A 13,690-nucleotide genomic window follows, 5' to 3' on the forward strand; every position below is an offset into this window, starting at 1 on the left:
CCATCACAGCTTAAACCGGCTCACCGCCTGTTTCAGTTCGGCTGCTTGGCTACCCAGCTCACGGGTTTGGCTGGCGGCGGCATCAAAGGTGCGCAGATTATCCTGCGCGCCCCGTTCAATTGTGCTGACCAGCTCAGCCACGCGTTCGCTTTGTTCGCTTTGCATGGCCATCACTTGCAGCAATTCATCCACGGCCTGCACCACCTGCTGGCTGCTATCAACGATGCGGCCCATGGTGTCTTCGGCCTGCTGGGTTTGCTGTAGGCCCTGATCAGCCAGGCTCACATTCTGATTCATGCCCGAGACCACCAAACCGGTTTTATCCCGGATACTGGCAATTGCCGTGACGATGTCTTGGGTGGCCTGGGTGGTGCGCTCGGCCAGTTTGCGCACTTCATCGGCCACCACCGCAAAACCACGCCCTTGCTCGCCGGCGCGGGCGGCCTCAATGGCGGCATTGAGGGCCAACAGATTCGTTTGGTCGGCAATTTCACGAATGCTGATCACCAACCCGGAAATGGCCGCCGTTTGATTGCCCAGATCCTGCACTTCATCGGCCGCGATATTAATGCTATCAGCCAGCGTGCGAATACTGCCGGCAACGGTTTGGATGCTATGAATGCCCTCGCCGGCTTGCGAGCCGGCCGCACGGGCAAGTTCAATCGCCATTTCCGTGCTGCTGGTCATTTGCTGCAGACCCTGATTGGTGCTGGCCACGCTTTCCTGAATCCCGGAGACCGAGGCATTCATCGTATGCACGCGGGCGCGTAAATCATGCACCCGGGCATCTTGTCCGGTGGCGGAAACCGACACCTGATCGGACACTTGCCGAATGGCCTGCACCACCTGCCCCAGTTCACGCTGCATTTGCGCCACTCCGCCGAGCACCGAATCGGTGCGGCGGGCATGAATAGTCTGGCTCAGATCACCTGCGCCAATCTTGGCCACCAATTCCCGCAAGGCCAATGGCTCGATTTCCAGCGGCTGATAAATCCGCCGCGCCACCAGGGCCAGCATGCCGCAGACAAACAAGGCCACCAGCACATTGAGCACCAATAGATTCCGGGTGGCCTCGGCCACTGCCGCTTCTTGCTCGCTTTGGGCCGCAGCAAAGGCGGCTTGGACACGCTGATCTTCGGTATCAACCAGAGTCGCGAGCTGCTCACCGGTTTGGTCAATCAAATCATCAATCGCAGCAAATGCCGCTTCATCGGCGCGGGCAGCAATAATCCGGGGCAAATCGCTCGCCACCCCTTGCTGCAATTTGCTAAACAGGGAGAGCATCTGTTCTCGCGTGGCCGCAGCTTCGATTTGTTCGATGGCCTGGCGAATGCTTTGGCTGAGGGCTTCGGTTTCTTTTATCCGCTCAGGCTGCACCTGGCCTTCGTCTTTATCGACGATATTATCCATCGCGACGAGGGTAATCTGGGTGACATCGGTACGCAGCCGGCCTAGCGCATTGCTTTGTTTAGCCAGCACGCTGGCGCGCGCAATTTTTTCCGAAACCAGCTTTTGACTGGCCCAGGCATTAATCGCCAAGGCGAGCAAGCCGGCAATCAAGGTGGCGGCCAAAATCAGCAGCCAGTGGCGAATCGGCAAATTTTTCATAACTACCAAGCCTCGATTAAGTTTCACCTACAGTCTAGTCAAGATAGTCGCAAAAAAAAGCCCGCGACATCCTTCGATGCGCGGGCTTATCAAAGTGCCTGAACAGCACACAGGAACAAACTCGAATTACATGTTGTAGGCTTTCTCGCCGTGGCTGGTTACATCCAGACCTTCGCGTTCTTCGTCTTCTTTCACGCGCAGACCGATAGTCATATCAACCAGCTTGTAAGCAATGGCCGCAACAACACCGGACCACGCCAGCGTAATACCCACACCAATGGCTTGGATTTTCACTTGCGTGGCAATGCTGTAGCCGCTGGCCACGCTGTTGCTCACATAGTCCCACACACCAGTGCCGCCCAGATCAGGGCTCGCGAAGACACCGGTCAGGATAGCGCCCAAGATACCGCACACGCCATGCACGCCAAACACGTCCAGCGAATCATCCGCGCCCAGCAGACGTTTCAGACCATGTACGCCCCACAGACCAGCCACACCCGCCAGCAGACCCATGATCAGACCACCGCCCACGCCTACATAGCCAGCAGCAGGCGTAATCACCACCAGACCAGCAACCGCGCCTGAGGCAGCACCCAGCAATGATGGCTTACCTTTCAGAATCCACTCGGCAATCAACCAGCTCAGCGCTGCAGCAGCAGGCGCCACCCAAGTATTGATGAAGGCCAGCGCAGCGACGCCATTGGCTTCCAGTGCCGAACCGGCATTGAAACCAAACCAGCCAAACCACAGCAGTGAAGCACCAATCATGGTCATAGTCAGACTATGTGGGGTCATCGGATCACGACCGTAGCCCACCCGTTTACCCACAAAGTACGCGCCCACCAGGCCAGCAACCGCGGCATTGATGTGCACCACTGTACCGCCGGCGAAATCCAGCGCGCCGTCTTGGAACAGATAACCGGCAGTCGCAGTCGCAGCCGCAGCAGCTTCAGCCGACGTATAGGCATCTGGGCCGGCCCAGTACCACACCATGTGCGCCATTGGCAGATAGCTGAAGGTAAACCAGATCACGCAGAACACCAGCACGGCCGAGAATTTGATGCGCTCAGCAAACGAGCCCACGATCAGCGCGCAAGTAATGGCGGCAAAGGCACCTTGGAAGGCGATATAGATCATCTCGGAGATACCAATGCCTTTATTCCAGGTGGCGGCAATCGAATCAGGCGTTACGCCTTTGAGCAGCACCTTTGACAGCGAGCCAAAGAATGCATTGCCTTCGGTAAAGGCCACGCTGTAGCCGTAAACCACCCACAGCACCGAAATCAGGCTGAAGACGGTGAATACTTGCATCAGCACCGACAGCATGTTTTTGCTGCGCACCAAGCCACCGTAGAACAGCGCCAAACCTGGAATCGACATCAGAATCACCAAGGCAGTGGCGACAAACAACCAGGTGTTATCGCCTTTATTAATGGTGATGGTTGGGGCTGCTGCAGCTGGGGCCGAAGCCACCACCGAAGCTGCGGCGGGTGCACTCGCCACGCTTGAGGCTGCATCAGCGCTCACTTCACTCGCCACCGCAGTGACTGCAGAAGCCTGCACGGCACTGGCGGCTTCTTCGGCCATCGCAGGTACCGCGAAAAACATGGCGCCGATCAGCGCCAAGCTACCAAGTAATTTTTTCATTATGCGCTCTCCAGTCGGTTCGAATTAGATGGCAGCTTCGCCGGTTTCGCTGGTACGAATCCGCACGATGTGGGCCAAGTCGAAGACAAAAATCTTGCCGTCACCGATCTTGCCGGTGTGGGCGGCTTTTTCGATCGCTTCGATGGCTTGCTCCAGCAAGTCATCGCTGATGGCGATTTCAATTTTTACTTTGGGCAGAAAATCAACCACGTACTCGGCACCGCGGTACAACTCGGTATGGCCTTTTTGCCGGCCGAAACCTTTTACCTCGGTGACCGTCAAACCTTGTACGCCGATTTCTGACAGGGCTTCGCGCACTTCATCGAGCTTGAAGGGCTTGATAATCGCAGTGACGAACTTCATGGTTAACTCCTGATACGAAACGATCAATGGGTGGACGGGCCACTATCAGCAGGAAGCGTGCCAACTTCAAAAGTGGCGTATTTTCAGACCTTTACAGCTTAGTCGATGGATGATTGCACAATTTTGAACCAGCCTAGATCGACCCCAGCCCGTGCGTGCACTTTTTTTGTGCATGCTGCGCGCATTGCTTTATAGGGCGATCTGCTACACTCATGGATGAACCCGCCTTTACTAGGAGCATGATCATGCTGAAAGAAAAATTCTTTGATGAAATTGCCAGCAAACTCTCAGATGCCGTGGCCAATAGCCCTGCCAAAGACATGGAGAAAAACGTTCGCGCCATGATGGGCAGTGCGTTTAATAAGCTGGATCTGGTAACCCGCGAAGAATTCGAAATCCAGCAGGAAGTTTTGGCACGCACGCGCGAAACGGTGGTGCAACTCGAAGCCCGTGTCGCCGCACTGGAAGCGCGCCTCGAGCTCAATAACCCGCAAGATGGCATTTAAGCCCACCGGCTTTACAACAGCCTGACCGACAAACCGAGCCTTGCGCTCGGTTTTTTTGTACCATCGTAAACTCAACTACAACAACAATCGTGCGTACCAATGACCATCAGCATTACCAAGGCTGGCATCCTCGATCTGGATGACCTCGCCCCGCTCTATCAGGCCTATCGGCAGTTTTATATCGATCACGCCATTCCTTATGCCCACTGCAGTACCGACTTTGAGCAAACTCGCGCTTTTATCGCTGAGCGGCTTGCTCACGGCGATTCGCGCCTGTATCTGGCCCGCAACCAAGCCGGTGAGGCCGTGGCTTTTGCGCAGGTGTACACCAGTTTCTCATCGATGTTTCTTTGCCGCAGCTGGGTATTGAATGATCTGTATGTCGCGCCAAGCCAGCGTGGACAAAAGCTGGGCGAAACCTTGCTCGCGCATGTGGAAAAAGAAGCACTGGCGATTGGGGTGGCGATTTTGACGATGGAAACATCACCGGAAAACGTTCAGGCGCACCGCCTGTATCAGAAGATGGGCTATGAGCGCGAAATGGGCCATTTGCATTTCGTGCGCAAATTGGGAATTTAATACCACCCAAGTATGTCCCGCTAAGTATTATCTGGATTGACCTATAGGGCAATACCCTGAAAAAAATCCAAATAAGAGACGTAAAAAAACCAGCCCGTAGGCTGGTTTTTTTGTCCAGAACATCGTCCAGCGATGATCAGTGGCCGCGCCGTTTGATCTTGTCGATAACTGCCAGTTTGGCAACCGCTTCGACCAGTTCGGCCTGCGCCATGGCAAAATCCATCGACGAAGCATGATTTTTCAATGCTTCTTCGGCCTTGCGCTTTGCTTCCTGCGCTTTGGCTTCATCGATGTCTGCACCACGAATCGCAGTATCGGCCAATACCGTTACCCCATCCGGCTGAACTTCGAGCATGCCACCTGAAACAAACAGGATGACATCATCTTCGTTCGAGTTCGCGATCTTGATCCGGATCGCGCCCGGGCGGATGCGGGTCAGCAGCGGCGCGTGCCGCGGCAAGATACCGATCTCACCTCGTTCGGCAGGCGCAGAGATAAACTCGGCGGTGCCTGAGTAGATCAGCTCTTCGGCGCTAACTACGTCCACATGCATGGTCATGGCCATAGCTTAACCCCTTATTGCATGGACTTGGCTTTTTCGACCGCTTCCTCGATGCCGCCAACCATGTAGAAGGCTTGCTCTGGGAGGTGATCGTAATCGCCGTTCAGGATGCCCTTGAAGCCCTTCAGGGTTTCTTTGAGCGGAACGTATTTGCCTGGAGAGCCAGTGAATACCTCGGCCACGTGGAATGGCTGAGACAGGAAACGCTGGATCTTACGCGCACGCGATACGGTCAGTTTGTCTTCTGGAGACAGCTCGTCCATACCCAGAATCGCGATGATGTCTTGCAGTTCTTTGTATTTCTGCAGCGTAGATTGTACGCCGCGAGCTACGTAGTAGTGCTCTTCACCAACGATTTGTGGGTCCAGCTGACGTGAAGTTGAGTCCAGTGGATCTACCGCAGGGTAGATACCCAGAGACGCAATATCACGGCTCAATACAACAGTCGCATCCAAGTGAGCGAATGTGGTAGCTGGAGATGGGTCAGTCAAGTCATCCGCAGGTACGTATACGGCCTGGATTGAAGTGATCGAACCAGTTTTGGTCGAAGTAATCCGCTCTTGCAGTGCACCCATCTCTTCGGCCAGGGTAGGCTGATAACCTACGGCTGAAGGCATACGACCCAGCAGGGCTGATACTTCAGTACCGGCCAGGGTGTAACGGTAGATGTTGTCGACGAAGAACAGGATGTCACGGCCTTCATCACGGAATTGTTCCGCGATGGTCAGACCAGTCAGCGCTACGCGCAGACGGTTGCCTGGAGGCTCGTTCATCTGACCATAAACCATCGCCACTTTATCAAGAACGTTAGAGTCCTTCATTTCGTGGTAGAAGTCGTTACCCTCACGAGTACGCTCACCTACACCAGCAAACACAGACAAACCGCTGTGTGCTTTCGCGATGTTGTTGATCAGTTCCATCATGTTTACGGTTTTGCCTACACCGGCACCACCGAACAGACCAACCTTACCACCTTTCGCAAACGGGCATACCAGGTCAATTACCTTGATACCGGTTTCCAACAGGTCGATGGTTTGGTTCAACTCATCAAATTTTGGAGCAGCTTGGTGAATAGCGCGAGTTGCCTCGGCGTTCACAGGACCTGCTTCATCGATTGGGTTACCCAATACGTCCATAATACGACCCAGAGTCGCTTTACCTACAGGCACAGAAATAGCTGCGCCGGTATTAGCAACTTGCAGGCCACGTTTAAGACCATCGGTACTACCCATGGCGATCGCACGCACTACGCCGTCACCGAGCTGTTGCTGGACTTCCAGCGTCAGATCGATATCGACCAGTTTGAGCGCGTCATACACCTTGGGCAGGTTGTCGCGTGGAAATTGCACGTCAACAACTGGTCCAATGATTTGTACGATTTTACCTTGGCTCATCGTTTTTCCTAATCCAGTTAATCCGTCAGGGCCCATTAAACTGCAGCGGCACCAGATACGATTTCCGAAAGCTCTTTCGTAATCGCAGCTTGACGCGTTTTGTTATACAGCAGTTGCAGGGAGCCGATTACCTTGTCGGCATTGTCGGTTGCGGCCTTCATTGCCACCATCCGAGCTGCTTGTTCCGATGCCATGTTTTCCGCTACGGCTTGGTAAACCAATGCCTCGATGTAACGGTTCATCAATTCATCGATCACAGTCTTCGCATCCGGCTCATACAGGTATTCCCAGTTATGAGTGCGGGCCGGTTTTTGTGCCGGCTCGAATGCATCGCTCGACAATGGCAGCAACTGCTCGGCAACTGGCTCTTGTTTCATCGTATTGATGAAGCGGGTGTAAACGAGGTGCACTTCGTCTACTTCGCCAGCTACGTAGGCATCGATCATCACTTTGATCGGGCCAATCAGCTGTTCCAGATGTGGGGTATCACCCAAACCGGTGACATGCGAAATCACTTTCGCGCCATTCCGGTTCATGAAGCCCAGACCCTTATTACCGATTGCAGTTACAACCGTCTCAATGCCATTCTGGTGACGATCTTTCATGTTATTGAAAGCCAGACGCAGGGAGTTGGTGTTCAAGCCACCACACAGACCTTTGTCCGAAGTCACCACAATCAGGCCAACCCGTTTGACGGTGTCGCGCTTTTGGAGATATGGGTGTGCATAGTCAACCAGCGCAGCGCTCAGGTGAGCAGCCACATTACGGATTTTTTCACCGTAAGGGCGGGCCGCTTTCATGCGATCCTGAGCTTTGCGCATTTTCGACGTAGCTACCATTTCCATGGCGCGGGTGATCTTCTGCGTGTTTTTTACGCTTTTGATCTTGGTACGAATCTCTTTACCGCCTGCCATGATCTGATCCTTTTATTGACGTCTCAAATCAGTACGCAGCGCTAGCCTTGAAGGAATCCGCAGCTTTCAGTACAGCAGCTTCGTCGTCAGATGACAGTTCACCTTTCTCGTCGATGCGGGCCAGTACGTCGGCGTGGTTTGCCTTGAGGTGGCTGAGGAACGCGGCTTCAAATGCCAGTGCGCGGTTAACAGCGATGTCTGCATAAACACCTTTGTTAATCAGCAGCAGGGTTACACCCAGCTCGCTCACTTTCATTGGGCTGTATTGAGCTTGTTTCATCAGCTCAGTTACCAGCTTACCGTTTTCCAGCTGTTTACGAGTTGCTTCGTCCAGATCAGAGGCAAACTGAGCAAATGCAGCCAGCTCGCGATATTGCGCGAGAGCCAGACGTACACCACCACCCAGTTTCTTGATGATCTTGGTTTGCGCTGCACCACCTACACGCGATACAGAAATACCGGCATTCATCGCAGGACGGATACCCGCGTTGAACAAGTCAGTTTCCAAGAAGATCTGACCGTCGGTAATCGAAATCACGTTGGTTGGTACGAATGCAGACACGTCACCGGCTTGCGTTTCAATGATCGGCAGCGCAGTCAGTGAACCTGTTTGGCCTTTCACTTCGCCGTTAGTCAGTTTTTCAACTTCTTCAGCGTTGATACGGGCCGCACGTTCCAGCAGACGTGAGTGCAGATAGAATACGTCACCAGGGTAAGCTTCACGACCTGGAGGACGACGCAGCAGCAGGGAGATCTGACGATAAGCCACGGCTTGTTTCGACAGATCATCGTAAACGATCAGCGCGTCTTCGCCACGATCGCGGAAGAACTCACCCATAGTACAACCTGAGTAAGCAGCGATGTATTGCAGAGCAGCTGATTCAGAAGCAGACGCGGCCACCACGATCGTGTGGGCCAGAGCGCCGTGCTCTTCCAGTTTACGCACCACGTTGGCGATCGAAGAGGCTTTTTGGCCAATCGCAACGTAGATACAAGTTACGCCAGTGCCTTTCTGGTTGATGATCGCATCCAGAGCAACGGCAGTTTTACCGGTCTGACGGTCACCAATGATCAGCTCACGCTGACCACGACCAATCGGCACCATGGTGTCGATTGATTTGATACCGGTTTGCATTGGTTGAGCAACTGACTGACGTGCAATTACGCCAGGAGCAATTTTCTCGATTGGTGCAAATTTGTCGGTACCCAGAGGGCCTTTACCATCGATTGGCTGACCCAGCGCATTCACTACGCGGCCTACCAATTCGCGGCCAACTGGAACTTCCAGAATACGGCCGGTACATTTCACTTCGTCGCCTTCGACGATGTGTTTGTAGTCACCCAGAATTACGGCACCTACTGAGTCACGCTCCAAGTTGAGCGCCAGACCGTAGGTATTGCCAGGGAATTCCAGCATCTCGCCCTGCATAACTTCTGACAGGCCGTGCACGCGCACGATACCATCAGTTACCGACACAACAGTACCAGTGGTGCTGGACTGTGCGCCTTGAGGCAGATTCTGGATCCGAGCTTTAATCAGTTCACTGATTTCGGACGGATTAAGTTGCATGATTTCTCCTAACTCTTCAGGCTCGTTGCAAGTGCGGTCAATTTGCCACGAACAGAGGCATCGATAACCAGATCACCAATGGTCACCTTCACACCACCGATCAAATCGGGGTTGACGCTAACATCGGCCGTAACCTTGCGTTTGAGTTGCTGAGTGAGCGTAGCCGTCAGTTCGGCCAGTTGGGCATCAGTCACAGCAAAAGCAGACTCGATATGTGCTTGCGCCACACCTTCATCTGCAGCTTTGAGCTCTTCGAAGAGAGCAGCTACCGCCGGCAGAGTGGTAAAGCGGCGATTTTCGAGTACTGTTGCCAGGAAGTTGTTAACCTCAGCGCTTGCCTCACCGCCCAGAAGCCCCGTGAGGAGCTCCTGAACCTGTGCCGCAGAACACTTCGGATTAGCCACTACTGCAAGGGCATCGTCGTTACTCGCGATGGACGCAAGCTTGGCGAGAATGTCCGACCATTGAGCAAGCGTGTTGCTCTCTTTGGCCAAGCGGAAAACCGCTTCAGCGTAGGGTCTAGCGACTGTGATAAGTTCTGCCATGACTGTCTTACAATTCCGCTTTGATAGATGACAGCATGTCAGCATGCTTAGCAGCGTCTACTTCACGCTGCAGAATCTTCTCAGCGCCGGCAACGGCCAGAGTGGCCACTTGCTGACGGAGCGATTCTTTGGCTTGCTGGATTTGCTGTTCGATTTCACCTTGAGCGCCGGCCAACAGGCGTTCGCCTTCGGCCTTAGCATTGCTCTTAGCTTCTTCGACAAGTTGTGCAGCGCGTTTTTCTGCCTGAGCGATGATCTCTGCGGCCTGCTGTTTAGCTTCGCGCAGTTTATCTGCTGATTTTTTCTCAGCATTTTCGAGATCTTGCTTGGCGCGGTCCGCCGCGGCCAGGCCGTCGGCGATACGCTTCGCACGCTCATCCATCATCTTGGTCAGCGGAGGCCAAACAAACTTCATCGTGAACCAGATCAGGATCGCGAATGTGATCATCTGACCTATGAGAGATGCATTAAATTCCACGCTGAAAGTCCTCCTTAAAGGCTGATCAAATGATTAGTGAGCAGCAGCAGTCAGGGCAGCAAGGAATGGGTTGTTGAAGGTGTACAGCATAGCAACACCAACGCCGATCATAGAGATCGCGTCCAACAGACCAGCGATGATGAACAGTTTAGTTTGCAGAACTGGGATCATTTCTGGTTGACGAGCAGAAGACTCGAGGAATTTACCACCGAGGATTGCGAAACCGAGTGCAGTGCCGATCGCAGCCAGACCGATGATGATCGCAGCAGCGATAACAGTCATGCCTTGTACGGAAGCAATTACTTCAGGTGCAGCCATTTTGATACTCCTAAGGTTTAAATCAAAAGTTACTAGGTTGGGTAAATCTTTGTCCGACACCGTGCACCCAACCGACACACGTCACCGGACGAAAATCTTAGTGGTCTTCTACAGCCAAGCTCAGGTACACGATGGTCAGCATCATGAAGACGAAGGCTTGCAGCGTTACAACCAGAATGTGGAAGATCGCCCATGGCGCGCCCAGCACCCAGTTGATCCACCATGGCAGCAGCGCGATCAAGATGAAGATCAACTCACCGGCGTACATGTTACCGAACAGACGCAGTGCCAGAGAGATTGGCTTAGCGGCCAGCTCGATCAATTGGAACGCGAAGTTAACTGGCATCAGGATGATGGTCATTACCAAGCCTTCGGCGTGGAATGGGGCAGTGAACAGCTCTTTGATCCAGCCAAACAGGCCTTTAGCCGAAATCGAGAAACCGATGATCAGCAGCATCACAGTCAGTGACATTGCGAAAGTCTGGTTCACGTCAGCGGTAGGTACGACACGCAGATAAACGTGATGAGGATCCATGCCAAAGAAAGTGTGGCCGATCCATTGAGCGATGGTAGGCAGCAGATCAACTGGCAAGAAGTCCATGCTGTTCATCAGGAACACCCAGCAGAAAATGGTCAGGCTCAGTGGGCCGATCACTTTCGATTTGGCGTGGAAGGCATCCTTGATCTGGGTGTCGACCATTTCGACAATCAGTTCAACGAAGTTTTGCAGGCGACCTGGCACGCCAGAAGTGGCTTTGTTTGCCACGTAGGCAAACAGGGCGACGAAGGCCAGACCCAGAACCAACGCAATCCAGAAGGTATCCAGATGGACGCCGCTCGCGGATTTGGCAAAGGTCAAATGGTGCTGGATATAACTAGTTGCATCTTGTGCCATGATCTACTTTTTACCGTCAAATTGAATTAAAAGCCCAAACCAGTAAGCACTTGCGGCTGCGAGGTAACCTACGAACACCCACAACCAGGCGGCTTGCTGGTATACAACAAACAACGCTGCAAAACTCAGCAACGTCATAAAAAGCTTGGCCATCTCGGCAGCAAAGTGGCGACGCATCAATTCGGCGGCGGGCGCAAACTTGACGCTGTAGGCGATCAAGGCATACAACAGACTGCCCGCGATGGCGATGATTCCACCTATACCACTTGCAATTGCTTCGTTTTGACCCAAAATCAAGAACAGGCCGAGGGCGAGTACTATCGTAATTGCCACTTTGAGGCGGATCACGCCCCGAATTTGTGCCGTCTTGACCATCATTTCACCGTAAGCGAAACCCCGCGATTATACGGAGTAGATTTGCCCTACGTCAATTTTACACATTGACTTCATGGCATTTATTTTCCCGCTTTGATGCCAGACGGATAAAACAAAAGCCTTTCTTTTTTAACGAGTAATCATCGTTTAAGCCAAGCCGCACCGAGCTCGCCACATTTTGGTGCAAACCGCTGTCGAACTTACAACTGGGCCAATAATGCGGCCAGTTGCGCCTCGTCGAGGTACTCGATGGTGATTTTCCCCTTCCCCTTCGCGCCGGCCTGAATCTGCACTTTGGTGCCTAAACGGGCGCCAAGTTCCGTGGCTTTGCTTTCCCACTCAGCTTTAAGTGCCGGTTTATTCGCCATCGGTGCTTGCACGGGCTCGCTGAGCCATTTTTTCACCAGTGCTTCAACTTCGCGCACAGTGAGGCCCTTGATCACCACATGCCGCGCCGCCTCATGCTGGCGTTCTGCCGGCAGGCCCAGCAGTGCGCGAGCGTGGCCCATATCGAGCTGCCCTTCCAGCAGCAACTCACGCACTGGCTCCACCAAATTTAGCAAGCGCAGTAAATTGGCAATCGCCGGGCGCGATTTGCCCAAGGCGTGCGCGGCGGCTTCCTGAGTCAGACCAAATTCATCCATCAACCGCTGAATACCAATCGCTTCTTCCAGCGGATTGAGATTTTCCCGCTGGATATTTTCAATCAGCGCCATCGCCAGCGCCGCTTCATCGGCGATTTCACGCACCAGCGCTGGAATCTCACTCAGCCCCGCCAGTTGCGAGGCCCGCCAACGCCGTTCACCAGCGATAATTTCATAGCGCTCCGGCGCGATTTCGCGCACCAGCACCGGCTGCATCAAGCCCTGCGCCCGGATCGAATCGGCCAGTTCCAGCAGCGCCGCTTCATTCATCAGCGTGCGGGGCTGGTACTTACCCGGTTGCAATGCCGTAACCGGCAGCGTTTTTAGGGTGTCTTGGGCGGCGGTATCACCCATCAATGCGTCAAGGCCACGGCCTAGGCCTTTGAATTTCTTGCTTGCCATGCTGTTATCCCTGCCCTCCCCGCCTCGGGGTGGGCCACTATTGTCTAGGTTTGCGGAATGGTTGGGGCGCGCCTCACCTTAGATGGCGGGCGCGACTTCGAGGGCGTTATGCCGCGCCAACAGCTCTTCGGCCAGCTGCAAATAGGCTTGCGCGCCTTTGGAAGATTTGTCGTAGGCCAAAATGGGGCGCCCATAGCTTGGCGCTTCGGCCAACCGCACATTGCGGGGAATGACGGTGTGATACAGCTTGCTGGTAAAGTGCTTGACCAGCTGATCAGAGACTTGCTGGGCCAAGGTGGAGCGCGGATCAAACATCGTGCGCAGCAAACCTTCGATTTCAATCTTGCGATTCAGATGCTGCTTGATGCGTTTGAGGGTGTTTACCAGATCCGACAAGCCTTCCAGCGCATAGTATTCACACTGCATCGGAATCATCACGGCATCGGCAGCCACCAGGCCATTGAGCGTCAGCAAATTCAGCGCTGGCGGGCAATCGAGCACGATGTAATCGTATTCGGCCGCCACTTCGCTGAGCGCGGCTTTCAAGCGCCCTTCGCGCGCCTCGGCTTCCACCAGCTCGACTTCGGCACCGGCCAGATCGCGATTGGCGGGCAACACGCTAAAGCCGCCAGTTTCTGATTCAACCAAGGTATCGCGAATCGCTGATTCACCAATCAAAAGCGAATACACCGAATGCGCCAAGCGCGCCTTATCGATGCCGGCGCCCATGGTGGCATTCGATTGCGGGTCCAGATCCACCAGCAACACCTTTTTCCCCAGATGCGCCAAGCTGGCAGCCAGATTGACTGCCGTGGTGGTCTTACCCACGCCGCCTTTTTGATTTGCGATGGCCAGTATTTTCATCAGAATCTCTCGACACGGTGTCGTCG

16 protein-coding genes are annotated in these 13,690 nt (G+C 54.0%); 2 read left to right on the forward strand and 14 right to left on the reverse strand.

Going from position 1 to position 13,690, the window contains the following annotated elements:
• Window positions 1-3: 3 nt before the first annotated feature.
• The 3 genes from G482_RS0100210 to glnK form a co-directional block, all read right to left on the reverse strand.
• Window positions 4-1,608, reverse strand: a complete 1,605-nt coding sequence (locus G482_RS0100210) for a methyl-accepting chemotaxis protein (protein WP_028448320.1) — start codon at window positions 1,606-1,608, stop codon at window positions 4-6.
• A gap of 126 nt (window positions 1,609-1,734) precedes the next feature.
• Entirely contained in the window at window positions 1,735-3,255 is a 1,521-nt protein-coding gene (gene amt, locus G482_RS0100215) for an ammonium transporter (protein ID WP_211227540.1), read from the reverse strand.
• 24 nt (window positions 3,256-3,279) lie between these two features.
• Window positions 3,280-3,618 (reverse strand): P-II family nitrogen regulator, encoded by a 339-nt coding sequence (gene glnK, locus G482_RS0100220; protein ID WP_028448322.1) that lies wholly within the window; start codon window positions 3,616-3,618, stop codon window positions 3,280-3,282.
• A 245-nt stretch (window positions 3,619-3,863) separates the two neighbouring features.
• Between glnK and G482_RS0100225 the strand changes: the two genes are divergently transcribed.
• The gene (locus G482_RS0100225) at window positions 3,864-4,124 is read left to right on the forward strand and encodes an accessory factor UbiK family protein (protein ID WP_028448323.1); all 261 of its coding nucleotides are present in this window, start codon (window positions 3,864-3,866) and stop codon (window positions 4,122-4,124) included.
• Window positions 4,125-4,223: 99 nt separating this feature from the next.
• Complete coding sequence (locus G482_RS0100230; RefSeq protein ID WP_028448324.1) at window positions 4,224-4,703, forward strand: GNAT family N-acetyltransferase; 480 nt, start codon at window positions 4,224-4,226, stop codon at window positions 4,701-4,703.
• A gap of 136 nt (window positions 4,704-4,839) precedes the next feature.
• Here the strand turns inward: G482_RS0100230 and G482_RS0100235 are convergent, their stop codons facing one another.
• The 11 genes from G482_RS0100235 to G482_RS0100285 all read right to left on the reverse strand — a co-directional run bounded on the left by G482_RS0100235 (window position 4,840) and on the right by G482_RS0100285 (window position 13,664).
• The gene (locus G482_RS0100235; protein ID WP_028448325.1) at window positions 4,840-5,268 is read right to left on the reverse strand and encodes a F0F1 ATP synthase subunit epsilon; all 429 of its coding nucleotides are present in this window, start codon (window positions 5,266-5,268) and stop codon (window positions 4,840-4,842) included.
• Between the two features lie 11 nt (window positions 5,269-5,279).
• Window positions 5,280-6,659: a F0F1 ATP synthase subunit beta gene (gene atpD / locus G482_RS0100240; protein WP_028448326.1), complete on the reverse strand. Its 1,380-nt coding sequence runs from the start codon at window positions 6,657-6,659 to the stop codon at window positions 5,280-5,282.
• Between the two features lie 35 nt (window positions 6,660-6,694).
• On the reverse strand, window positions 6,695-7,573 hold the full coding sequence (atpG, locus tag G482_RS0100245) for a F0F1 ATP synthase subunit gamma (protein ID WP_028448327.1): 879 nt from the start codon (window positions 7,571-7,573) through the stop codon (window positions 6,695-6,697).
• Between the two features lie 28 nt (window positions 7,574-7,601).
• Window positions 7,602-9,143 carry a F0F1 ATP synthase subunit alpha gene (atpA, locus tag G482_RS0100250; RefSeq protein ID WP_028448328.1) on the reverse strand — a complete coding sequence of 514 codons (1,542 nt, stop codon included), beginning with the start codon at window positions 9,141-9,143 and terminating at the stop codon, window positions 7,602-7,604.
• Window positions 9,144-9,151: 8 nt separating this feature from the next.
• Window positions 9,152-9,688 (reverse strand): F0F1 ATP synthase subunit delta, encoded by a 537-nt coding sequence (locus tag G482_RS0100255; protein WP_028448329.1) that lies wholly within the window; start codon window positions 9,686-9,688, stop codon window positions 9,152-9,154.
• Window positions 9,689-9,695: 7 nt separating this feature from the next.
• Window positions 9,696-10,166, reverse strand: coding sequence for a F0F1 ATP synthase subunit B (locus G482_RS0100260; protein ID WP_028448330.1), 471 nt, complete (start codon window positions 10,164-10,166; stop codon window positions 9,696-9,698).
• 33 nt (window positions 10,167-10,199) lie between these two features.
• The gene (atpE, locus tag G482_RS0100265) at window positions 10,200-10,484 is read right to left on the reverse strand and encodes a F0F1 ATP synthase subunit C (RefSeq protein WP_028448331.1); all 285 of its coding nucleotides are present in this window, start codon (window positions 10,482-10,484) and stop codon (window positions 10,200-10,202) included.
• 97 nt (window positions 10,485-10,581) lie between these two features.
• A complete protein-coding gene (gene atpB / locus G482_RS0100270) occupies window positions 10,582-11,379 on the reverse strand; it encodes a F0F1 ATP synthase subunit A (RefSeq protein WP_028448332.1) in 798 nt (265 codons plus the stop codon).
• Between the two features lie 3 nt (window positions 11,380-11,382).
• The gene (locus G482_RS0100275) at window positions 11,383-11,754 is read right to left on the reverse strand and encodes an ATP synthase subunit I (protein WP_034618493.1); all 372 of its coding nucleotides are present in this window, start codon (window positions 11,752-11,754) and stop codon (window positions 11,383-11,385) included.
• 200 nt (window positions 11,755-11,954) lie between these two features.
• Window positions 11,955-12,800 carry a ParB/RepB/Spo0J family partition protein gene (locus G482_RS0100280; RefSeq protein WP_028448334.1) on the reverse strand — a complete coding sequence of 282 codons (846 nt, stop codon included), beginning with the start codon at window positions 12,798-12,800 and terminating at the stop codon, window positions 11,955-11,957.
• Window positions 12,801-12,878: 78 nt separating this feature from the next.
• Window positions 12,879-13,664: a ParA family protein gene (locus G482_RS0100285; protein WP_028448335.1), complete on the reverse strand. Its 786-nt coding sequence runs from the start codon at window positions 13,662-13,664 to the stop codon at window positions 12,879-12,881.
• Between the last annotated feature and the right edge of the window lie 26 nt (window positions 13,665-13,690).

It is taken from the genome of Chitinibacter tainanensis DSM 15459 (genome assembly GCF_000429785.1).
Taxonomy (GTDB): domain Bacteria; phylum Pseudomonadota; class Gammaproteobacteria; order Burkholderiales; family Chitinibacteraceae; genus Chitinibacter; species Chitinibacter tainanensis.